Source organism: Serratia sp. 1D1416, from assembly GCF_003641105.1.
Taxonomy (GTDB): Bacteria; Pseudomonadota; Gammaproteobacteria; order Enterobacterales; family Enterobacteriaceae; genus Serratia; species Serratia ficaria.
On sequence record NZ_CP032738.1, the window covers coordinates 5,268,999 to 5,291,199 of the forward strand.

Here is a 22,201-nt window from a genome sequence, read left to right on the forward strand (position 1 = left end):
CGCTTACTTGAAGTCCACCACCATCTGCTGCTGGATCGTCAGGCCGCGGGTCGACTGCACGCAGCTGTGGATGTAGTCGGTAAAGCGCGGCGGCTTCGGCATGCCCAGCTTGAGTATCTTCTCATTGCTGAAACGCACGTTGAGCATGGCGAATGACCCGTACAGCCGCATCGCTTTCAGCATCAGCCGCTCATTGCACGGGCCGAAGATATCTTTCAGCTGCCTGCGCATTTTTACCAGCGCGTCATAGTTGACCTGCGCGTAAGCATCGCCGACCGGCGCCTTTTCCAGCGCGGCGGCCATGGCGCGATCGATATCGGCGAAGCTGACGCTGCTCCCTTCCCCGGCGGAAATATGGTAGACGTCGTTTTCCAGCGGGCCGCTGTTCATCAGCATCACCAGCGCGTCGGCGCAGTAATCCGCCGGGATCACATCGATGTTATCCTGCAGCGAGCACATGAACTTGCGCAGCATCAGCGCCATGCTGAACACCCAAAAAATGCTGCTGGAGGGCTGGCAGCCGAGGCGGGTATGGCCCACCACAATCGACGGCCGGGCGATCACCAGCGGCAGCTGCGGGCAGCGCTGGCGCATCAGCTGCTCAATGGTGGATTTGGAACGGGTGTACTCCACCAGATGCTCGGCGCCCTCTTCAAACTCGCCGCTTTCCGCCACCAGCGAACCCGGCTCAGGCGCACAGGACATCGCGGTGCCGACGTGCAGGAAACGTTGCAGCCCTTTTACCTGCGCCATTCTTTCGGCAAAGGCCAGCGTGCCCTCCACATTCACTTTCCAAATGAGCGGGTTATTGCCGAATGACGCAACCGCCGCACAATTGATAACGTGCGTGACATTATCGATACGCGAGTCAGATAAAAAAGCTTCCGGCTCGGATAAGTCGCCCAACAATATATTTTCTGTCGTTATTTTAGATAATAGATTGGCGGCGACATTAAATTTTTCCATATTGGCTTTTATACGCGCCAACCCCCGCGGCGCATCCTCTGCACGCACTAACAACAGGCAGTTAATGTTTTGATTTTCATTCAGTAACTTCTCAAGAACCGCACCACCGAGAAAGCCGGTAGCGCCAGTCAACAGCAGCGTTTTCATAATAATTATCCACAATGGCATTGAATGAGGCTGATTGTATGCGTGGATATTTAAACAAATATTAAATAAAACCTCGGAGTGTTTAGTTATCTTTTCTTAATATTATCTTAAGAATGTTTTGAAACACCCGCGCGGCATTTGGTAACAAATTGGCGTTAAAATGACGGGAGTTAATCAGCGTCGTTTAAATATCATTGATGTTGTCTCTGATTTAATTTACTTCTCAGCATAACTTTTCTTTTCCCCTGGAGGGCGTATGACCTATAACCAAAAAGTTTGGTTGGGTATATTACTGCTGTGCAGTTTTTTTTGGCTGGCGGTGATCGGCGGTATTTCTTCGCTCAATGGCGACCTTGAGCGCGTCGGTCAGCATCGCCAGAGCGACGAGCTGGCGGCGCAACACGGCCAAATCCATCACGACACCCGCACGGCGCAAGGGACTCCCCCCTTGCCGCCAACCGCCTGATCCCCCCGTTATGGGTAGGGACAAGCACCGCTAACGATCCTATGATGCCCTGAGATTTACAGGGAGATAAAAATGACTCGAAAGCTGGATAGCTTGCCCCAGGCGGAACGTGAAAAAATCGAAGCCGACTTATTGGCCATCAGCGTTATCTATAACGAACGCTACGGCATCGCCTCCACTCAGGCCGATGCGGAACAACAGGTGCCCGAACACCTGCGCGCCTATTTTTTTCAGCGTCTGAATTACTACCGCGGTGCGTAATAACGCGCATTTCGCTAACCACCGCTTGGCATCGCGCATCTCGCCGTTACAATAGGGGCATATTCATTCGCCACTGAAGAGATGCGATTTTGAGCAGCAAGGCACCGGCCACATTCTACATCCACGATTACAAAACAACAGCATCAACACACTGATAATAATAACATTTTTAAAATAAAACTCTATCTTGGTACTCATTTATGTACACGGGAGACGTGATCGGTTGTTCCCCCGCTTCCGAAGTGAGGGTCAAGCCTATGCATCTTAATGGCCTGAATACTGACGCGAGCAAAAGCGACAAATAGAAGCTGAATCGCCTGCTGGAAGATATGTGTGAAGAGTCTGACCAGTGGTTGGTTACCGATTGATCATTGAAACCTTGGGCATGGTTGGCTATGTTACAGCCATGCCAATTAACAAGGAAAAGTGATGGATACTGTCGAAGAATTAAACGGAACGTATTTCTACAAGGGCTATAGCCAGTTAACTCCTCAACAGTTGTGGTGGTTGATCACCGTAGACGCAGTCCGTGAACACCTTGGCGTAAGCATTGCTGACGCCGTTCTTATAGTATCGGGTCAACCTTGGTTACCAACCCGACAAAAACCCGGCACCGCTATGGTAGGCACATCGATAGCGTCTAGGCTATCCCGTAAGCTTTTAGATAAGCCACTTCCTAAAGGCATTCGGTTGCCGACCCTTATCGGAGAAAACCCACAGCGCTTGCATGTCAGCTATGTTAATAACTGGGGTAAATTTATCGGCCGCAATGTTCCTTGGTTGGGGTATGCCTTATCTGCCTGGACCATTTACGCTATCAGTCGCGACGTGAAGGACCGATTTAACCTTATCGCCCGGCCGGCCGACAGAATCCAGTGGACCTACTTTTGACTATGAAAACGCCTGAGCAAATAGAACAGGAAATAATTGAGTTCTATTACGAAAATTTCAGCCCCAGAAAATATGTTTTTTGGGGACCCAGAACGCCGGTCACTCTGGATACGAGACTGCGTGAAGATTTGAAAATCGGTTGGGATGACGGCGATGATGCAATAAACACCTATCTGGAAACGTGGAACGTCGATCCAGGAGATATGGAGTTTACCCACTATTTTGCCCCAGAATTTCTAGGCTCTAAAATCCCTGACCCGCCCCTCAAGACCATTACAATACGGATGTTGGTTGAATCAGCCAAGGCTGGCCGATGGCTGTATTGACGCTTTCAGGCCAACATCTATAATTTGTACCAGAGGCAGTTATAGCCTCAACATATGCCTACCTGATAGACCCGGCACCGTGGCCGGGCTTTTTTTTGCCTGCAATACACTCATCTATACAACTTGATCGATTTAACCGATCGATACCAAAAAACCGATCTATACAACCAATTGTTATTTTGCATACAAACCGTGTAATCATTGACCACATACCAACTACAACAGCACCAGGGAATCCCCTCACTGCGCCCATGCCTGCACCGCATGGGCTTTTTATTAACGGCAGGAACAGCATGAATACCTTCATAAAAGCATTCGTTCGACTCGGCGCCGCTGTGTCTGCGCTTTCCCTTATCTCTGGGTTCACCCGCTGGCCCGAGGCCATGTTCATCTATAACTTCGTGATGTTAGCCATCTGGGTGCATGCAGAGTGGGACTGGCATCGAAAATGACTAATAGCCGGGAGATATCCCCCGGCGCCCATCACTAAACGACCACACCATACGTGTTTTTGAAGTAACGCTGAGAACGGCCGTATTGAACCTTCAGCTGATCCAAAGATAACACCCGGTCATAAATCAACACTTCAGCAACAGCCAGCCCTGTATTGGGACTTGAAGGCGGCACCGGCGGCAAGTTTGGATTGCGCCAGGTGATAATGCGATAGAAGCTTTCCGTATCCTTTTCCGTCACCGAACGTTCGGCCAGATTCGCGCCTTCGGCGAGTGTTGCCGGGATAATGTCAGCGCTGGCAGAAGGTACATATAAGCCGCCCTGGTTACCTGCGCCGTCAACAGTGACAGCAGTAAATACAAAGTTGTTACGGCTTGAAGTCGCCTCAGAAGGCCCTGCCGCCGTACCATACAGTTTTTCATTGTAGGCTTGACCGCCAATACTCAATGAACGCCGGCGAAGTGCGTCCACTGATACATCCGTAATGGCAATGCCTTCCCCGTTTGCCGAGGCCGACTGCACAATGTTCCCTACGGGGTAACCGAACGTATTCACATCAGCAGCCTGGCGGTACACCGCAATCAGGGTGCGCTGCAGTCCGTCCGGTACATCGGTAATAAAGCCGTTATCTTTATCGCCAGTCACAAAGAACGCGTTAAATACTGGCGTGCCGACAGCCTTTAACGTGTGTCCATTCCCAGACAGATCGGAGAAACCATCCCCAAAACGCCATCCAGCCATCAGGCCCGACACCGTGGCAAACGGCTCAAACAGCGGTGGTAATGTTGGGTTCTTAATTTCCATATCCAGATTGCGAATAATCGTTGTCATTTCGTTACCTTACTTAAAAAATTACGCACCAGTTGTGCAGTTTGCGCAAAACACCTGCGCTGTCTGTGTAGCTTTCGCCCGGTAAATCCCCTTCGCTATCGCGCAGGTTGCCGCGCGGCCCCGTCGTTCTGCCGTTCGTCAGCGGATCACCTGCCTTGCCCCATCCGTAAGTGACGATTTCGCTATCGCGCAGTGGCCGCGTTGTCGTGATGCGGACACGGTCGGGGCCAGCAATATCGACGGCCGTGATAATGTCTATGACGTCGAGCGAAACGCTGTCACGAATGTAGAACCCCATGTTTTCCGCCGGTGCCACCCAGTCCGTGTCGAAAACCAGCGGCGGAGCAGGCACGTTGAAATAGAGCATGGTGAAGATGCCCTGCCGGATTTCATCAATCACATCCAGGCGATGCATGCGCGTCACGCCCTCCAGCATGTCCCGTCGCTTTTTGTAAATCATGCGGCCCGTATACTGGGAGAACATGTAGTACGTTTCAGGCATACCGTGGATGTGGTCTGATGCGTAGTAATCACCGATGTAGCCGGGGTAAGCGATTTCCGTTTTACCCAGCATTGCAGCGTCACGCAGTGCCAGAGCGACAAGCGGGTCGCGGCGTCGGTACGCCCGGTGCGTGCTGAGCTGGTAGCTGATAAAAATGGGGTCAAACAGTTGGCCGGTGATCGCTTTTTTGTCTGCCAGCGAATCGGCGATGTACTGCAGGTAAATAGCGAGATAGTCAGCGCGCGACGTCTGATCGCGATAATCTGATTCGCCCTGCATCCACACAACTGCCAATTCTGCAAAAGTCCTTCCTTCTTCTGCAGCGAGGCGTAGGCTGTTGGTAACATGGGCGATCATGCGGCTATAGGCCGCAGTGCCCTTGATCAGGTTCTTGATTGGCTGACCGCCGGTGCCGGGCGCAGAACCGATATAGGCGCTGGCCTGATGGTCAAAGGGCAGCCCTGTTTCTGCCTGGATCATTTCCACCAGCTTATGCGTCGCGCCGGTAACAGGGGTTTCCGCCGCCGGCCAAGTTCCCTCTGCAGGCTGGTAGCGTTTTTCTACAAGTGGCACAAGCGTGTCTGTATCAGTCATGCCGCTGTTGTTGTTAGTGCTGAATCCCTTGTTCCCATAGCGCTGTTCTGTGCTGACCGGTTGTGGGTCATCGTTAGGGTTCGCTGCACCAAGAGACAACGACTGCCCCTCACTGCGCACCCCCATGTAGTCATACGGCCGGAACGGCACCGGTGGAATATCAGGCTTCGGGGGGGTAGAGCCAATCACGGGAATATCCAGATCGGTTTCATACCCTGGATCACAGGCATAAGGGACATAACCTTTATCGACAAACACAACGCCTGGTGGCCCCGGAATTTCAACAATCTCAACCCGGCCAATGATGACACCGCCCATTTTCGAACCGCCGATATACGGCACGTTCTTTTTATCTGTCTGCGCCCAATCATATTCATGATGGTTGCCAAGATTTTTAAACTGTACGCCGGTAATATTGACGTCACCATTTTCTGTATAGTTAATCGGTGACACACCGTTCGCAGCAAAAAAACCGCCCCCGACTAATACCCCCTCTGTGTCATAGACCTTTTTTTCAACGCCATACCCCTGCGTGCGCTTATCTACCTCACCACTCTGTGATAATGATTTGCTCGCAAAGTCAATGGCATTCTCAACATCACTGGCACCGGCTGCACTTGCAAACTCCAGTGCGGTGCCATTCAGGTTCATATAATATTTAAAACCTTTCCCTTCCCCCTGGCCGACGCGGAAGCTTTTCCCGAAAGGCGTACCGGCAAGGCCGGCAATCGTTCCATCAGGATCATCAGGGGTGATGTAATACGTGTTGGCGTCAGCAGTATTCTCCGCCCTTCCTGCGGCATCCTCAGCCCTTTCCGTCAATCCGTCCAAAACAGACTTGTCGGCAAAAAGTTTAAAACCGTCTACAAGACTGACGAGGTTACCGGAGCGATCAGAGACCAGCGACTTAATAAGTAATGACATTAATATTTTCTTGGTGCGCAACAAACCATCACTGTCGCTTTGAGAAATAACAAGAAGGTCATCAATTAACGAATTCTCTGCCGAAGGAAGTTCCGATATCTTCATTTCCTTATCGACACCGATGGGGTCACTGACCACCCTTTGCTTTAACCTGCTAACCATGCTGCAGACTCCCGTTATGTTTTATCAAAATAGCCAATACCATCATCTTTCTTTTTCCCCGACTTTTTCCCGCCCTTCCCTTTTGGCGGCTTGATATCCGTCGCCAGATTGAACGCGAACGACATTCCCTGAGAGGTAAGAGAAAACACCAACGATTCGATTAACCAGCTCCGATCCTCCACCGTGCCGAAGCCCTGGGTAATAACCCGGCTCTCTGCCGTCAGTGGAATATGTGCCGGCCGGCACGGCCCGCTGAGCGTCATGCGGCGCTCATTGCGGCTTACCTGCGTTTTTCTGGATTGCGCGCTGTGGTTGGCGGCGGTTTTGGTCGGCTGGGTGAATGGGTGGGATTGTGACGGGCCATCATGTTCGAGTGACTGCGTTTTCGTTCGCCCATCTTCCGGGTCAAAGTACGCGACACTGATTTTGCCCTTCTTCCCACCCTCACCTTTTTTACCGGGGCCAGTCGTTGCGCCGCGCTGCTGGCCATCGGTATAACTCCACTCCGACACCTCTTCCTTTAAAATCGTTACGCTGGCCAGCGGCTTCCCGCCGACGCTTAACGACTCCCCCTGCTGGAGAAACAGCCAATAGCCGCCGGACGGTTTGCTGATCGCATTAAAACGACTGGCAAGCCGGGTCATTAACGCGGCATCCGACTCATTGACCTGATCGAGGTGCCCGACCGCGATGTCTGCCAGTGCGCCGGCCACTTTGGGGATCAACCCGTTGTCACTGGCGACAGTCTTCACAATGTCGCCAAGATTCACGTCGTCCCAGCTGCGGCTTTTCTGGTTCAGCACGTCACCGGGCTGGCGCTGGGCGTTCATCGGCGCTGCCGTGGCATAAATAACGATTTTGCGCGGCGGGCCGCTGCTGGAAATACCGCTGACAACAAACCATCCCTTGTCCTGCAATACCCCGTTAAACCCCAGCCCTAGCCGCAGGCGAGCGCCCTTGTTAGGGAGCGCCATGGTTTCCGACAAAATGGTGATCTGCAGTTCGTCAGCCTTTGCCGTGGCGCCACCATTATCCGTCAGCCTGATTTCCACCAGGTTCTCACGCATCAGCGCAGTAATATCCCGCCCTTCCGCCGTGAGGCTGAACTCCGGCCGATATTCTTCTCTCTGCACGTTTTCCATATCAATCCCACAGTTGAACCGTTGACTCTGCAACCTGCGTTTCGATATCAGGCAGCGTAATGATTAAGCCGGAAGGGTATATCGCCCCCAGCGCGGCCAGTTCCCTGTTGGCATCCAGCACTTCCGTCAGCGTCTGAGGGAGATTTGCCAGACCGTAATGCCTGGCGCAGATGGCATCCAGCACATCGCCTTCATGGGTTATGTATGTCGTCGGCATAATGTTTTATCGTGATCGAGTAGGTTTTCTTTCGCGGAGAACCACCAGGCAGGAATGCCGGCGTGGTATCGGTAAAGTCCGTAATCACCCACCAGCCCAGCACATCCCCGGCGCCACTGACCAGCTGCTGGGGCTGCGCCTTGTCGGCGAGATCGTACAGTGCATCGATGGACGTGACCCCGTTGCGGAAAAAGGCGTGGGCCTCACCGTCCAATTTGACGCTGCGGGCTTCCTTGCCCGTGTACTGCAGCAGGTCCTGTTTGCCGATCCGCTCCTGCTCCTGCCAGCGCCAGCGCGCCTCCCGCGTCAGCTGGTTATAGGCTGCCGTATCGATGGAGAATTCAAAGTCGCCCAGCATCATCATGATTTTGGCATTTTCTGCCGGGCGCCCGTTCGGCGCGTTATAGCTGTACGCACCGGTTATCGTTCCAATGATGTCTATATCGCTCATCCGCTCCAGCCTCCCGGTGCGTCATACATCGCATTGTTCCCGTTGAATACGTCCAGCTTGCCGATCTGCGTTACCGCGTTATCGGCGATGCTCTTGGCATCCTGACCCGGCGCACCGTTGACGGTCATATAAATATTATTCCGGCGGTTATCGGTGACATTAGGAGGAGTTTTCTTATCAGTGAGGCCAACATTCGCCATCATTTCTGAGAACTTATTGATGACCGGATCACCTGACTCATTCCCAACGGTGTTTCTATACAAGGCATCAATACGCTTATCGAAAGCCTTACCGTCCTTAAACGTGCCGAAGAAACTCGTGCTTTCTGTATTCGCAGCTACGGCTTGTTTAGCCAGGTTCGGGTTAGCAGCAACCTGCTGATCAAACCACTCCCCCAACCCATAACGGTCAGCCGTCTGCCTGGCTATTTCCGTGGAGCCGTTATAAGCCAGCGAACGCAACACCTTTTTCTTATTGTCGGCCTCGTCCGGCACAAACTGCCCCAGCCACCTCGCAATGTTTACGGCCACCTTGCTGAAGGTGAGCAACCCATTGCCGAACTCAATCAGCGCAGGTATCCAGGAATTGCGGATCGTTGACGCAATCACCTCAATACCGCCGTTTTTGAACCAGTCAGACAGCTCATCGGCCAGTTTCGTGACCATCGGAGCCAGGTCGCCGCCCAGCTTGCCGGCGATCTGGTCAACAGCGCTGCTCCAGACCGTCCGCAAGTTGCTGAACGCGATGTTGCTGCGCATCGCCCCTTCCGCGCCGTCACGGGTCACCAGGTTGTATCGCTTCTGTTCGTTCATCAGGTCGCGATAACTTTTGCCGGTCAGGCGCATGTAGGTCAGGATTTTGTTGGCTTCACCGCCGAAGATGGAGTCCGCGTACCCTGCCGCCAGCTGTTCGTTATCCAGTTTCAGCAGGCGTTCAAAAATGCTCGACACCTGGTCTTCATTGCTTTTGCCGTACATATCGCCGGCCTTGAACCCCAGCAGCGGGAAGTTCTCTGCGATAGCGCCTTTCGTCGGGTCCTTCTTAAAATCTGAGACCTTATTGCGGTACTCTTCAAACAGGTCTCCGAAGTTCTCCCCGTTCAGCCCCATCTGCTTACCGAGGCTCTGCCAGGCATTGAACGTATCGATGTTCACACCGTAGCTTCGGGCAATGCCGTATGACTCGGCGGTTTCCGCATTAGAACGAACAGGAGACATAACCGCACCGATCCCCGCCCCGATTAACCCGCCAGCGGCAGCAATCCCCAACCCGGCGCCAAGCGTCCGGCCTGCCCGGCCTACAAGGCCGCGTCCCATAGCACCCGCCCTGCGAAAACGTTCAGCGCGCTGCAGGCTGCGGTTCAGCGATTCCTGCTCCTGCTCCGTCCGTTTGATAGAGCGCGTCACAGTGTCGTAATCGCGCTTCAGGGCGCTGACATCCTTGCCCGCCAGCTTGGTTTGCTTCATCCGATCCGCCAGCGCCTTTTGCTGCTTGGCGAGGTGTTCAGATTGTTTCTCGACGGCTTTCAGCCCTTTGTTAAGCCCGTCCGTCGAGCGGCCCCAGCTGCCGTCGATGTTGCCGCCAAACGTTATGACGGCTTTCAGTTTTTGACTTATGCTGCTCATTTACTCACCCGCTCATATTCGTCTTTAACAAAGTCGTAAAAGGCGGAAAACGGCATGGAGAGCCAGTCCCCCATGCTGTAATTCAGGGTGCGGCCAACCAGCCTCAATGCTTGTCGGATGTCGCCTTCTGACGCTCCCCAGGAGGCAGCAAAAAATTGTTCCAGGCCGCCTCAAGCTGGTAATAGTCAGCCGCAGTCAGTTGATAGACGTCCTCAACATTCATGCCGCACAGATCGGCCAGCATGCCAATTTCCTTTTCTGCATCGCTCCCCGGACGTTTGACATACTCGATGCGGTCACGCACCAGCGGTTCGCGCATCGTGACTTTTTCAAGCTTGCTGCCATCGGCCAGCGTCAGCGGGGAGTACAGTTTGATTTCTACGTTGCTGCCTGGGTAATTCATGGTATTGCTCCAATAAAAAAGCGGCACAAAGGCCGCTTAATGGTTGTTGAGTGGGGATTAGATGCGGATTTTGCTGCGCAGGCCGCCCAGCTGATCCACGCCGTTCACACGGCGGATAAAACGCTCGGTGTCGATTTCAAACAGCTCCATACCGTCGCGCGTCTGCTTGTAATAGCTCATCGCAATCTCAACCGTGATCGCCGTTTCCCCCATGTTTTCATTGCCCCGCGCATCCGGCGTGACCTTTGAGACGAACCCTTCAATCTCTTCGATCGTGCCGACCGCCCGGCCGTTGCTCAGGTAGCCCTGATACGCCATAAAACGCGGACGCTGACCGGAAATAAAACCAAAGCGGCTCAGCACGTCGGTATCAATGCCCCAGAACTTGATAGAGCACGTCAGCGCCTCCATGCCATCATCCAACGGGGTCGGTGCATCCTGGGCGCCGGTGCGCAGTTGCGAGGTGACGATGGACAGCTCCGGCGGCGTAAACTCATGTGCACCGGTAACACGGAAGCCGCCGGCAAAAATGGTCCATGCCCTTAATGTATGTAGTGCGCTCATTGTGCGGTCATCTCCTCAACGGCGTAGTCATTATTGATGCGCACACGCATGGTGATGCGCTCGGTCGGCGACTTCGGCCCGAAGTCATAGTTGATATACAGCACACCAGCGGCCAGGGATTCCGCCGTGTTCAGTTCTTCGTCCAGCCACGCAGTACCGCCAAAGATGGCACCCAGGCCAACAAGCTGGCGCAGGTATGCGTTCACCGTGCCGAGAATGTCATCAGCCGTCTCTTTATCAAGCGGCCGGTCGTTATAAATCATGACCGTGTTCTGGATACTGTCTTCGATAACGTCTGCAGTGCGGCGGACCGACTCGAAACGCCACTGGGGTGATCGATGCACAGGCGGTTGCCCCAATGCTTGTACCCCGTGCGGCGGATGATGGTGCTGACGTTCTGCATGTTCAGCAGGTTCGCTTCACAGTTCGGATCGCCGAGAATAAACTCGTCAACCTGCTCAAGGCCAAGAATGCTGTTGATGTCCTGATTGGACTTGCTCCACCACCAGCCTTTCTCCAGATCGATGCGCGCCCGCAGGCCAGCTGCAAAGGCGGAATACGGCCGGAACTCCAGCTCGCCGCTGGCATTCACTTTTTGCACCCGAGGCCGCAGCAGTTCGACGCGACCACCGTACATCTGCCGGCGCTGCACTACTTCCGGCAACGTTGCCATCGAGGCGCAGTCCAAATAAGCCACGGCGCGGAGTTTTTCGGCTGCCGTTTCCAGCCCTTTGCCGATACCGTCATCTTCACTGAACCCCGGCGCAATCAAGATGCGAGGGCGATAACCGTTGACCGATTCACTGGATGACCAGGCGTTGATCCCCGCCAGGATATTCGCGCGGATATCGATATTGAAAATCTGATCAGACAGCAGGCGCTGTTCATCCTCGGCGGTGATCGGCTCTTTTTCTTCGGTGGAGACGGTGACCGGCTGTTCATTATCTTCAACGCGCACAATGACGATCAGCGCGTTGGTCTGGTCGGCAATCTCCTGCACGGCCGGCGGGATAGTTCCTGCACTACCCAGCGCCCGCATCTGCGTACCTCCGACGACGGCTACCGGTGTGTTGAGGGGAAAGGGTTCATCCTGTCCGCCGGACAGCACCACGCTAAACGGGCTGACCTTGCCGGTGTCGGCGCCCGGTAATACGGTGACCAAGCTGTCAGTCAGTGCCAGAACAGCGTCGGACACCTCTTGCGCGGTGGCGGTGAGTTTGCCGTCGGCATCGCTGGCCAGCAGAATGTCCAGCACGCCTCGCGCATAGGTAGCACTGGTTTTTCCGCCGGCCGGCGCCGCAGCAGCGGTAACGCGGAGCTGGTTACCTGCCCGCCCCGGCTGCGAGGCCGCAAACGTCAGTTCATTATCCAGCAGCGCAGTCCCGGTGACAGCCTGCGCCTTGGTTCCCGGTGATGCATCCGGGGCCGTACCGACCAGGCCGATAACCGCAGTCTGGATCGTGGTAACGGCAACCGTCCCGCTTGTCAGTTCAATTGTTTCTACGCCGTGCAATTCGGCCATAGTATCCTCCAGGCATAAAAAAACCCGCTCGATGGCGGGTCATTGTTTAATTGGGGTTGGTCGGGTTGGCCAGGAGATATCCGGCGCCTGATTAACATCGATGCGGCTTAGCGCCAACCGGTATTTTTTCCACTCTGTCAGTGATTCCTGCTCAGCGTCTGTCGCGTCGCCGAACTCTACCGCGTCCTGTAGCGGTGCAATGGCTTCAGCGGCTTCAGCGCTACGTTGCGCCAGTTCATTCTTTGCAATTTGAAGCTGCTCGCTCTGCGCCTTGGCTTCGTCCGTTACCCATTTCTCACCGTCCCACGTGTCATACGGTGTGTTCGGCGGCGTAAACGTACAACCGTCAGGCAAAGGGCCGACCTCAAACATGATGTGTTTATTCGCCTGCGCATCCCAGTACGGTGAGCCTCGGTAATCATTAACATATTGCCATTGCCCATCATTCCAGACGCCAGCCTGGCCGGTTTTCGGCGCGCACTTCGTTGTCGTGCAGTTGGCTGGTAGCCCTGTGTGTGGCGCGACATAAAAATTCAGGGTGCCAGTAAAAACGTTATTTTCATCGAAATTGTAAATCCACATCCAGCGCGGCTGGGCAGAAAACTCAAAGTCTGTGCTCATTATGCAAGCCTCACGATATAGTTAAATGCAATGTTTTTGACGGTGGTTTCCGGGTTGCCGTCCGGGTTTATGCGGCCGCCGTGGCTGTGCCAACCTATCGGAACATCGTGCGTATGAGAAGGCAGCGGTTCAATCAAGCCAAAGTCAGCGAAGCCTCTTTCCTGGTCGATGCTGTGGCGTGAACTTTCGCCGCCGTCCAGAGAGGTGTTAGAGCGGTATGAGCGTAATTTCAACTGATAAGCGCCGCCCGGCGTAGTCTGCCTGGTGCCCAGGTCAGTGCCGTCAATCTCCAGTCCATGTCCGTGATATTTGTTGCCGTCGGCCTCAAAGGTCAGCAGCTCGCGACCGTCCGGTTTGCCCTTAATCGTATTACCGCGCATATCCGGCAGCACGCCGGACGGATAGGCTTGCGCAAGGCGCGGGTAAATGGCCTTATCAAATCCCTGGCCTAACAGGAATGCATAACCGGGGGCGGTGAGCTTAACGGCCAGGAGATTGGCGCCCCTACTGGCATCAACGGGGCTGAACCGACATAAACGTCATCACTGAACGTCAACGATCCAATTTGTGCCGTTTTGGCAATGGATAGCGTGTTTGCGCCAAGTGCTCCACCGATACTCACTTCGCCATCGACAGCAATATTATTTTGGACATGTAATTTTCCGGACATAACGTCACCGGATTTTTTCACATATCGCTTATCTGCCTCTGAAATGGTTAACGCGGAGACATTGGGATCGACCTCAATCACCACACTCTCAGCATGCGTCAGCGTCATCACGAAGTTAATGATGATCTCTTTCATCACCGGCGCACCGTCCGCCGGCAATACCGTGTCCGGGTAATCGCCGTACGCCACCAGCACACCGTCAGCACTGAGCAGCCCCACTTCTCGCAGAACTTTGCCGGGATACTTCCTCGCTTCGATAACGGTCTGACCGCTAATCATTCCTTCCGTTGATGCCCCACCGGTAAAGGGGGCATCGCCGAACTTGTTCACCAATGCCGTCGCGCCGGGATTCGGGGTTATTGGTTTACCGCCACCGTCACCAAACGCCGCCAGCGTAATTTTTACGACGGTTCCCGCCTGGTAAGCGGCCTCGATCGCCGCCGCGCCGGCAGTCGTCAGAATAAGACCACTCATTAAGTTAACTCCCGTAACTGGTTATCTCGGACGTCACCATGTAGGAGGCCGAGTATGCGGTGCCTTGTGTGGCATTTTGAAAGGACATGTCGAACCACGAACGCAGGTTTTTACTGCGCATCACCGCGTTCTTAAAATCCTGAATATGCTGCTCGTTCACCGGGTTCCCGGCTTGCTCAACCACCAGCGAAAACGTGTACGGCTCCCCGCGCGGCGTCTGTTCAAACCACTCGGTTAACTGGTAGGTGAAGGGCAGACCTTCCAGCGCCGTCTCTATCGCACCACGCGTCCCCCGGTGCCGGTGAATATAGGTAGCGCTCCGTATGGCTGCGCGCTTTTGTTCCTCGCTCCACTCAGGCAACCAGGTATCTACGCTGTATTCCCATGCCAGCCATGGGAGCAGCTCCGCCGGGCACGTGTCGGGGTTCTTTACGGCGCGGATGAGGTCGGGGATCGACAGCACCTCTGTCGTGGTTGCCTCTTCCAGCGCCCGTTCGGCGGGCAGCGCATTAGGCGGCAATAACGTTTTATGCATCGACATTGACGATCACCTTTTTCAGCGTGATTTCCGTGCAAAGCGGCGCCTGACCGATATCCATCAGCAGATCATCGACCGGCGAGGCCAGCTTAACAGTGACCACACCCGGCTGATGCAGCGCCCGGTCAATCCCCGAACGTGATACGCGGCTGCCGATCCGGTGTGTCTGTTCGAGGTAGGTTTCCAGCGCCCGCCGTGATGCACTCATCACCGTGTCGATATCCGGGCCGGAGGGGATGTAAATATCTGCCGTTACCACGAACTTCACCATTGCCGCCGGCTTCACGGTGACAAAGTCGGTCATGGGCCGGACGTCCTTCGCATTAACGGCCTGATTGACCTTTTCCAACACCTCCGCCGTGGGGATACCGTCGTTATCACGGGAAAGCACGTAAATATCAACCTCGCCGCGTCGGCCATGATCCAGCGGCCCATAGGCGCGAACATCCAGAATAGAGGGGTCTGCAGAGGCGGCAAAGAAGGTGTAGGCGTTCTCGGCGCCGGCGGTGCTGAGTCGTGACCAGGCCAACTGGATGCGCGTGCGGAACGCGTCATCATCTTCATAAACCGGCTCAACCGGCGGCACTGCATTCGGATCGCCCGGATTTATCAGCAGCCGCGCCACGTCAAAGTTTGCGCCAATCTGGTCAAGGTCTGCGCCTTTTGCGCTGGCCAGCAGCACGGCGCGGATGGAGTCATTCATCGCCACGCGTAACAGCGTGGAGTGATAGGCCAGAACTTCGCCCTGTTTGTACACCGGATCGGAAGGTAGCAGCGCATCATAGACCGGGTCCAGCCCGCGCAGACGGTTTAACCATCCTTCAAAAATCAGGCCGGCGTCCGGGACTTTCACCGCATCCGGCACCGGCAGCTCGGAAAGGTTAATTGTTGCTGAATTCGTCGCCATTAATGCTTATCTCCGTCAACGTGATCGGCTGGCTGCTCTCTATGTCCGTGCCAACGATGGTGAGGTCAAAATGACCGTGGGTAACAAACGCCACCTGCACCGATGACACACGAATGCGTGGCTCCCAGCGAGCCAGGGCGCCGGCCGTCGCCGCAATAATACGGACGCGGTTGCTTTCGTCCTGCGGGTTATCGACCAGATCAACCAGCTCGCTCCCGTAGTCACGGCGCAGCACACGCGAGCCGATCGGCGTGGTGAGTATGTCAATGACGGATTGCCGTAAATGCTCAGTGCCGGAGAGCCGCTTGCCGTTGCCGGCATTAACACCGTGCATGATTACCCCCATAATAAAAAACCCGCACAATCGCGGGTCACATCTTGCTGTTTGGCTCGCCTGTCGTGCCGCCGCTGTCTCCTGGGTGAGCGTGGTTGTTATAAACCTCCCTCACCCGATCCAGCGTGCTCTTGCCATCCGATATCTGGCCGCTGACGGACAAGTCCCCGTTAATGCCGGTGTTGGCATTGATCTGCGTGACACCCTGAACCGTCAGAGTGTCGGTGATCTCCACCGGGCCGCGCAGCGTCCCCTTACCCTCAATCTCATACGTGCCGCCTTCGGCAATAATGATTTTCAGGGCATGGGCATCGCGGTCATAACGGATTTGTGTGCCGTCACTGTATCGGGTGACATGCTCGCTCTCGCTCCCGTCCGGGACCGGCATTTTCCCCGTGTTCCAGCCGGGGAACACCCGGCCGTTATTCAGGTCGCCGGCTTCGCTGATGACGGTAACGGCATCCCCTACGGCAATCGGGTTAGAGTCAGCCCTGTTGGCGCTGGATGACGGCTGGCAGACCGGCAACCAGGTCGTGGTAATGTCGCCGATTTCTACCCGGCATTGCGGCTGCGGGCCGTGCTTCACCGACTGAACGACACCACGGCGGATCATGTTGGCCACGCGCCGGGCAAGGTCCCCCATATCCTGTGACATCATTCCTCCTTGCGCTTGTAGATAAGCCGGTAATCATTAATGTGCGCAGCACCAATTTCCGGCGCCGCACCCAGCCAGACTTCACGCAGCGGACCGGCAACCGATTCGAACGGGTCTTCCCCCATGGCCGCAGACTGGCTATACGTGATGCGCCAGACGATATAATCATCCATTGCAGGATCGAAGCTGTCCGGCCCCGCGCTGATAAACGCAGCCGGCTGCAGCCCTTCAAGCCCGAAGGTTTGTCCGTTGATCCACTGGCTGATATCCGCCGCCGCCGATCGGGCGAAAATTTGGGGTTTATCAATGGTGTTGCTGGCCTTGTCGATCACCACAAACAAATCACATTCAAACTCAACATTGAGCTGCCCGTCACTGCTTGGCGACTGTTCCCAGCCCATGATCGAAAAGAACACGGCCGGCGTGGTGAGCTGCGTTGCCTGTTCCGGGTAGTCGTCGGCATTGTTTACCCACGACAACGACCGCAGCGCTTCAATGACCGCGTCGTGATAGGTCGGCATTAAAATAGGCTTGGCCACTTACTTCCTCCAGCTGTTCACATTAACCCGCGCCTTTACCCTGCCCCGGATATCGGTTTCAAAGTGATGCAGAAATATTTCAACAACATCCGCAAACGCGTTGTCTTCGATGTAATCCAGCATCGGCGCATAAATATCGACTTCGGCTTCGCGGGTACGCCGCGTCGCCGGGTCGCGGATCAGCACCGTCCGGCGTCCTTCTCGTTTGCTCCGTCCGACCTCGCCATTCTCAAACGTTTTGGCTGACAACAGGTTGCCGCGCGGTTCAAAGCCCACGGAGTTTGCCCGCCGGCGCGACGGAGCATAACGCCCGGTTTTCGGGTCACGGCGGGTATGATGCGGACGCATACGTCCGTTAATACGCCCCTTCAGGTCCTTGACCTTGATTGCATTCAGACCGAACCACAAGCGCCCTTCATCCAGCAACGAGCCGCGAGAAACACGAAAGGAAAGCAGGCGCTTTCTCACCATTGCCATACTGCGCGGCGCCAGCCCATCCTTGATATCCGCCATGGCCCGTTTGCGCATGGTGGCGGCGGTTCGCTTCAATGCGCGGGAATACGCGGTCATGTACTGCTTGTGCGTTGCCCCGACGGCCAGGGCAATGTCACGCAGAACCATGGTGTCGATATCGATCGGGAGATCACGGCGTAACCGCGTAGTCCTGGCCATCGTTACTTACTCCATGTGTTAATGGGGTCCACCTCTTTCCCAGGGACGCCTCTGGCAAGCTTCACGCGCGTTCTGCCCGCTTCATCAGCACCAATATGCGTCACCCAATAGCTGGCCCCGCCGATCAACGCCTGGCATTTTTTTTCAAGTCCAACAATGTCAGCCGTATACACGCTGATAGCTGGCGCATGATCCTGAATTTCACCGCCGCCCTGCACCAGGGCCATATCATCCGGGCTTTCAAAAATTGCGACGACCGGACGGGCTTGCCCCTCAATGACTAAAACCACCGAGGGGTCTTCGGCGAAATAGCGGTCCACACGACGATCAGCACGCTGCATCCGTTCCGTGAACCGGTTCATTTAGAAACCCAGCCGCACCGGGGCTTCTTCCTGTCCGGCCTCGCCGGCGCTCCATGCCGAGCCGGCCAGTGGGAACGCTGCAGCAGCTTCTGCGCCGTCGGTAGCTTTTGCTGTCAGCGCGCCAGTGGCATCCAGGTAAACCTTGTCACCCACCGCCCAGGTTTCATCCGCTACCTTTGGCAGAACAAACACCCCGACGGTATGCAGCACGCCCCACGCCCCTGCGGGATATCGGCATGTGCAACACCGACAATGCCACCAACAGCCACCGGCTGACCGGACTCAATCAGTGTTGCCGACGTGTTCTCGTAATCCAGCGTGGTGCCATCCTGCTGTAAATTCTTTGCCATAATGATTTTCTCCAGAAAGTAAAATGGGTGGCGACGCCACCCACGGACATAAAAAAACCGCCGTTATCGGGCGGTTTATCAGGCTTTGCCGGTAGACTTCACCAGACCGCGCCAATCCATCGGCGCGACGCCGGCGTCAATGCGTACCTTGAATGCCGCACCGTCAATGGTGAAGCCCTGCTGCTGCTCCAGATACGGTGTATCAATGCCATCCAGATACGCCACTTCGATCGTGTCCTTGCCCTGTGCTGCCGTCAGATACCATGCTTCCGCGCTGTTATCATCCAGACGCGCTTCGGAGATAACTTCCACAAAGTTCTGGATCGGGTTGTTGATGCCGCTGTTGGCATCGGCGCCAGGCACGCTGGCAGAGCGGATCAGCTGATTGGCTTTCGACTCCAGCGCCACCGGCGTCAGCATATAAGCCGGACGAATGTTAAGCTTACGCTTGCCGTTGGTCTGCAGCAGCATCGCCTGGCGGGCCTTATCCAGTCCGTCAATAGTGAGAGGCTGGTTCACCAGGTTATTGTGATCCGCACTGAACAGGGCTTTCCCGTCGCTCATTTTCTGGTTGCTGGTCAGCACCGCCCAGACCAGCTCACCGACGGTGTAACGCGCAGCGCCGCCCATCATCGCAGGAATACGCGTCAACATGTCCATGTCATCGTTAATGATGGTCTGGCGGTCAATGCTGAACAGTTCGCCATAGGTTGCCAGGGCGATAGGCTCCCCTTTATCACCGACCGTAATGTATTTGTATTCCGCACCCGGCTTCACTTCACGCAACTTGTCCAGCGCGCCCAGGCCAACGCGGTGCGCGGTTTTAAAGTCGGTCAGCGTGCCTTTACGCGTCCAGCGGTCAAAGGTTTCATTCGCCTCTTCCCACCCTAACAGCGCAGATTTATGGGCCACATCCATCAGGATGTTGCCAAAGTCGGAACTTGAATGGGTGAATGCCAGACCGACCACACCCTGACCAGACATGCCGGCAACACCAATGCCGCGATCAGCCAGCGAGGCGCGCGCCAGTTCACGCAGCGTCATCCCCTGATATGGGTTGTCTTTTTCCGCCTGCGCATGACCGGCACGGCTCATTACCGAGGCGCGGACCGAATCACCGACCAGGTTACCGTTGCCGGCATGGATATGCGCGGCACTGGCGCCAATGCTCGGCGTGGTGCCTTCCGCCAGCTTAGCCAGCAGACGATCTTTCGCCATGTTCGCATCGCAGCTCATGTCGTTGATGCACTCGGTGCGCAGCGCGGCCAACTGAGGAAAACCGTCAAAGACAGCACTCACATCCGTGATGCGTGCGGTGTTGTTGGCCTGCAGCGTCTGCTGCAGCTGCGCCGCCAGCGCCGCCACATCGATTTGTGGAGCCTGTGCGACCGGCGTGGATGGAGCAGGCGCCGGCTGAGAGACCGGAGCCGGGTTCTGTGAATTTTGCGCGTTAGGTGCCGAGGTCTGCGCACGTGCGCCGAAGAGGTGATTAGCTGCTTGTGGCATATTGTGATAATCCTTCAGTTTGTTTTGATTGAGCGATGCGGCTGCATCGAGTGGTTCTTCCAGCACATCAGCGAAGCCTTTAGCAACCGCCTCCGCACCATCCATCCAGGTTTCGGCCTTCAGTAATGCCGCGATTTCTTCCCGCGACAGACCGGTTTTCGACATATACGCCGCCAGCATCATCTCCTCGTTACGATCGAGGAAATTGGCATAATCGCGCATTTCGTCAGAATCCCCGGCCATGCCGCCCCACGGTTTGTGTATCATGATCCAGGCATTGGAGGGCATATGTACCGTGGCATTCGGCAGGCAGGCGATAACCGAAGCCATACTCGCCGCCAGGCCGTCGATATAGATATCGACCTGCCCGGTCAGCCGCTGCAGCGTGTTGTAAATGGCGAACCCGTGCATCACATCCCCGCCGGGGCTGTGGATGTGCAGCTCAACGTTTGTGGCCTCGAACACGCCGGCGTCGCGGCAGTCGTTAATAAATGATTGCGCCGAAATACCCCAGCGGCCGATCTCTTCATAGAGATAGATTTCTACCTGCCCCGGACGGCCCAGCGCGGCACGGATTTCATACCAGGTTTCGGTATTCACCGCGTCGATACCGCTAAGACTTGCTTTCGGGGTCATCCACCCCGGATTTTTTTGTTTCATTCGCTTTCGCTCCTGAGTCGTTGGCTGCGTCAGAGTCCAGCACCAGACCGTGATCGCGGTTAAATTCAACTTCACGTACACGCTGGCGTTTAATCTCCTGCGGTGACTTGCCGCGCGCGCGTACCCATTCGGCCTCGGTGCCAGCCCCACCGCGCACGATGGTTTTCCACGATTCAGCCTCTTTCACCGGATCAATCCACGGCATTACCGGCCCCAGATAGAGCGCGTTGTACAGCGAGGACATATCCACATCATCGGGAAGGCGGATTTTCGACAGACGCAACATATCTACCCAGGCACGGTAAACCGGGCGGCTGTATTGACCGACAAACCAGTTCTGCAGGACGTTGTAGCCCTCGAACCCTTCCACCAGCTCCTGGCGCTGGCTGGAATAACTGCCGTTATAGTCACGGGAAATACTGGAGTAACCGCTGCGCGTACCGCCGGCAACGGCGCGGAGCTGACCGTTACGGTATTCAGACAGGTGCACATTGGGCCGGTTTGACTCAACCATCCCCAAATCCTCACCGGGGCGCAGTTCGTCGAAGATCATGCCCGGCGCAATGTCAAAGTTACGCGCCGTGCCTGGCTCCGAAAACTCCCCATCGTCGCCTGCCGCACCATCGCCACGCTTGATATAGAAGCTCAGCGCCGCAGCGATACGCGCCGCAACACGTTCCGACTCTTCGTAATCCTTGATATCAGCCAGGCGGGTAATCACGCCGTGTAGCAGACTGATCCCGCGCAGCTGGTGCAGCCGCTTGCGCATTGCCAGGTGCAACATGTTTTCAGCCGGCACCCGCTTGGTCGCCGTAGACATACGCAGCGTGCTGGCTGGATGTGCCTTATACACGTTGTAAGCCACCGGCCGGCCCCAGGCATTAACCTCAATGCCCTGCTGAACATTCCCGCTGCCAAGGCTTCCCAAGTTCATCGGTACAAAGTCCGCCTCCAGACATTCCAGCGACAGCTGGATGCTTGTGGCATGCTTCAGCCCTGATACCGGCCCCCGCACCAGTTGCGAGAACACTTCGCCGTCACGCAATGCTGAGCGCAGGATTAGCCGTTCAACCTCGGCGCGCGTAAACATGCCGGTGACTTCTGGCCGGACGGACCATTCGGACCAGTGCTTAGCCAACAGCTCCGCGCATTCCTCATGCAGCGTGCCATCCTTCCGTAACGGCTGCGGCTCGACCTGAATACCCTGCGCCCCGACGACTCGTTCTTCCAGTTTGTCGAGGATGCCGATCACAATGTCGTGGTTTTCGTCCAGCCAGCGCGCCTGCTCACGCAACGACACACCGGCCGCGAATACGGCCGAATCAGCAGAACGCCCCTCGCGCTTGGCTTTTTGCAGTCGTGACACGTTGGCCGCTTCATACGCCCGCAGCTGATAACGATTTTTGGCGCGAGACAAGGCCCACCCTGGCGCCACAACGCCGAGTGTCTTTTCTATAAATCCCATG

26 protein-coding genes and 3 pseudogenes are annotated in these 22,201 nt (G+C 55.7%); 6 read left to right on the forward strand and 23 right to left on the reverse strand.

All coding sequences use genetic code 11. The features are described 5' to 3' along the window. Window positions 1-3: 3 nt before the first annotated feature. A complete protein-coding gene (locus tag D7I37_RS25540) occupies window positions 4-1,113 on the reverse strand; it encodes an SDR family oxidoreductase (RefSeq protein WP_129544650.1) in 1,110 nt (369 codons plus the stop codon). A gap of 256 nt (window positions 1,114-1,369) precedes the next feature. Between D7I37_RS25540 and D7I37_RS25545 the strand changes: the two genes are divergently transcribed. The 6 genes and pseudogenes from D7I37_RS25545 to D7I37_RS27145 all read left to right on the forward strand — a co-directional run bounded on the left by D7I37_RS25545 (window position 1,370) and on the right by D7I37_RS27145 (window position 3,509). Further along, window positions 1,370-1,579, forward strand: coding sequence for a hypothetical protein (locus D7I37_RS25545; RefSeq protein WP_095098468.1), 210 nt, complete (start codon window positions 1,370-1,372; stop codon window positions 1,577-1,579). A gap of 72 nt (window positions 1,580-1,651) precedes the next feature. Next, complete coding sequence (locus D7I37_RS25550; RefSeq protein ID WP_061795893.1) at window positions 1,652-1,840, forward strand: DNA polymerase III subunit theta; 189 nt, start codon at window positions 1,652-1,654, stop codon at window positions 1,838-1,840. Window positions 1,841-2,070: 230 nt separating this feature from the next. Beyond that, window positions 2,071-2,208: pseudogene (locus D7I37_RS27510) on the forward strand (DinI-like family protein); the annotation flags it as partial. A gap of 61 nt (window positions 2,209-2,269) precedes the next feature. Further along, the gene (locus tag D7I37_RS25555; RefSeq protein ID WP_129544651.1) at window positions 2,270-2,731 is read left to right on the forward strand and encodes an STM2901 family protein; all 462 of its coding nucleotides are present in this window, start codon (window positions 2,270-2,272) and stop codon (window positions 2,729-2,731) included. 2 nt (window positions 2,732-2,733) lie between these two features. Beyond that, a complete protein-coding gene (locus D7I37_RS25560; protein WP_129544652.1) occupies window positions 2,734-3,057 on the forward strand; it encodes a DUF1493 family protein in 324 nt (107 codons plus the stop codon). Window positions 3,058-3,350: 293 nt separating this feature from the next. After that, window positions 3,351-3,509 carry a hypothetical protein gene (locus tag D7I37_RS27145; protein ID WP_165283127.1) on the forward strand — a complete coding sequence of 53 codons (159 nt, stop codon included), beginning with the start codon at window positions 3,351-3,353 and terminating at the stop codon, window positions 3,507-3,509. A 34-nt stretch (window positions 3,510-3,543) separates the two neighbouring features. Here D7I37_RS27145 and D7I37_RS25565 read toward each other — a convergent pair whose 3' ends face one another. From D7I37_RS25565 to D7I37_RS25675, 22 genes and pseudogenes are all read right to left on the reverse strand, one after another. After that, window positions 3,544-4,341 (reverse strand): hypothetical protein, encoded by a 798-nt coding sequence (locus D7I37_RS25565; RefSeq protein WP_129544653.1) that lies wholly within the window; start codon window positions 4,339-4,341, stop codon window positions 3,544-3,546. Between the two features lie 13 nt (window positions 4,342-4,354). Beyond that, entirely contained in the window at window positions 4,355-6,523 is a 2,169-nt protein-coding gene (locus D7I37_RS25570; protein WP_129544654.1) for a hypothetical protein, read from the reverse strand. A 14-nt stretch (window positions 6,524-6,537) separates the two neighbouring features. After that, window positions 6,538-7,665 (reverse strand): contractile injection system protein, VgrG/Pvc8 family, encoded by a 1,128-nt coding sequence (locus tag D7I37_RS25575; RefSeq protein ID WP_129544655.1) that lies wholly within the window; start codon window positions 7,663-7,665, stop codon window positions 6,538-6,540. 1 nt (window position 7,666) lies between these two features. Beyond that, a complete protein-coding gene (locus D7I37_RS25580; RefSeq protein ID WP_054306623.1) occupies window positions 7,667-7,882 on the reverse strand; it encodes a tail protein X in 216 nt (71 codons plus the stop codon). Beyond that, window positions 7,857-8,333, reverse strand: a complete 477-nt coding sequence (locus D7I37_RS25585) for a phage tail protein (RefSeq protein ID WP_033637992.1) — start codon at window positions 8,331-8,333, stop codon at window positions 7,857-7,859. Before D7I37_RS25585 ends, D7I37_RS25580 begins: the two co-directional genes overlap by 26 nt. Then, the gene (locus D7I37_RS25590) at window positions 8,330-9,958 is read right to left on the reverse strand and encodes a hypothetical protein (RefSeq protein ID WP_129544656.1); all 1,629 of its coding nucleotides are present in this window, start codon (window positions 9,956-9,958) and stop codon (window positions 8,330-8,332) included. Before D7I37_RS25590 ends, D7I37_RS25585 begins: the two co-directional genes overlap by 4 nt. Window positions 9,959-10,061: 103 nt before the next feature. Further along, window positions 10,062-10,361 carry a phage tail assembly protein gene (locus tag D7I37_RS25595; protein WP_129544657.1) on the reverse strand — a complete coding sequence of 100 codons (300 nt, stop codon included), beginning with the start codon at window positions 10,359-10,361 and terminating at the stop codon, window positions 10,062-10,064. Between the two features lie 57 nt (window positions 10,362-10,418). After that, on the reverse strand, window positions 10,419-10,925 hold the full coding sequence (locus tag D7I37_RS25600; protein WP_129544658.1) for a phage major tail tube protein: 507 nt from the start codon (window positions 10,923-10,925) through the stop codon (window positions 10,419-10,421). Then, window positions 10,922-12,447: pseudogene (locus D7I37_RS25605) on the reverse strand (phage tail sheath family protein). The gene D7I37_RS25600 and the pseudogene D7I37_RS25605 overlap by 4 nt, the downstream one beginning before the upstream one ends. A gap of 39 nt (window positions 12,448-12,486) precedes the next feature. Beyond that, entirely contained in the window at window positions 12,487-13,068 is a 582-nt protein-coding gene (locus D7I37_RS25610) for a tail fiber assembly protein (RefSeq protein WP_129543376.1), read from the reverse strand. After that, the gene (locus D7I37_RS25615) at window positions 13,068-13,448 is read right to left on the reverse strand and encodes a hypothetical protein (protein ID WP_242502745.1); all 381 of its coding nucleotides are present in this window, start codon (window positions 13,446-13,448) and stop codon (window positions 13,068-13,070) included. The genes D7I37_RS25610 and D7I37_RS25615 overlap by 1 nt, the downstream gene beginning before the upstream one ends. Window positions 13,449-13,516: 68 nt before the next feature. Continuing rightward, complete coding sequence (locus tag D7I37_RS25620) at window positions 13,517-14,212, reverse strand: phage tail protein (protein WP_129544660.1); 696 nt, start codon at window positions 14,210-14,212, stop codon at window positions 13,517-13,519. A gap of 4 nt (window positions 14,213-14,216) precedes the next feature. Then, the gene (locus D7I37_RS25625; RefSeq protein ID WP_082394670.1) at window positions 14,217-14,753 is read right to left on the reverse strand and encodes a phage tail protein I; all 537 of its coding nucleotides are present in this window, start codon (window positions 14,751-14,753) and stop codon (window positions 14,217-14,219) included. Then, a complete protein-coding gene (locus tag D7I37_RS25630) occupies window positions 14,740-15,657 on the reverse strand; it encodes a baseplate J/gp47 family protein (protein ID WP_054306632.1) in 918 nt (305 codons plus the stop codon). The genes D7I37_RS25625 and D7I37_RS25630 overlap by 14 nt, the downstream gene beginning before the upstream one ends. Then, entirely contained in the window at window positions 15,632-15,991 is a 360-nt protein-coding gene (locus tag D7I37_RS25635; protein ID WP_033638731.1) for a GPW/gp25 family protein, read from the reverse strand. The genes D7I37_RS25630 and D7I37_RS25635 overlap by 26 nt, the downstream gene beginning before the upstream one ends. A gap of 37 nt (window positions 15,992-16,028) precedes the next feature. Beyond that, window positions 16,029-16,646 (reverse strand): phage baseplate assembly protein V, encoded by a 618-nt coding sequence (locus D7I37_RS25640; protein ID WP_129544747.1) that lies wholly within the window; start codon window positions 16,644-16,646, stop codon window positions 16,029-16,031. After that, window positions 16,646-17,185: a hypothetical protein gene (locus D7I37_RS25645; protein ID WP_232238924.1), complete on the reverse strand. Its 540-nt coding sequence runs from the start codon at window positions 17,183-17,185 to the stop codon at window positions 16,646-16,648. Before D7I37_RS25645 ends, D7I37_RS25640 begins: the two co-directional genes overlap by 1 nt. After that, window positions 17,186-17,857, reverse strand: coding sequence for a hypothetical protein (locus D7I37_RS25650; protein ID WP_054306634.1), 672 nt, complete (start codon window positions 17,855-17,857; stop codon window positions 17,186-17,188). 2 nt (window positions 17,858-17,859) lie between these two features. Beyond that, window positions 17,860-18,219 carry a head-tail joining protein gene (locus tag D7I37_RS25655; RefSeq protein ID WP_054306635.1) on the reverse strand — a complete coding sequence of 120 codons (360 nt, stop codon included), beginning with the start codon at window positions 18,217-18,219 and terminating at the stop codon, window positions 17,860-17,862. Further along, window positions 18,220-18,569: pseudogene (locus D7I37_RS27775) on the reverse strand (DUF2190 family protein). It abuts the gene before it with no gap. Between the two features lie 78 nt (window positions 18,570-18,647). Continuing rightward, a complete protein-coding gene (locus D7I37_RS25670; RefSeq protein WP_129543378.1) occupies window positions 18,648-20,735 on the reverse strand; it encodes a ClpP-like prohead protease/major capsid protein fusion protein in 2,088 nt (695 codons plus the stop codon). Further along, a complete protein-coding gene (locus D7I37_RS25675; RefSeq protein ID WP_129543379.1) occupies window positions 20,689-22,200 on the reverse strand; it encodes a phage portal protein in 1,512 nt (503 codons plus the stop codon). Before D7I37_RS25675 ends, D7I37_RS25670 begins: the two co-directional genes overlap by 47 nt. Window position 22,201 lies beyond the last annotated feature (1 nt).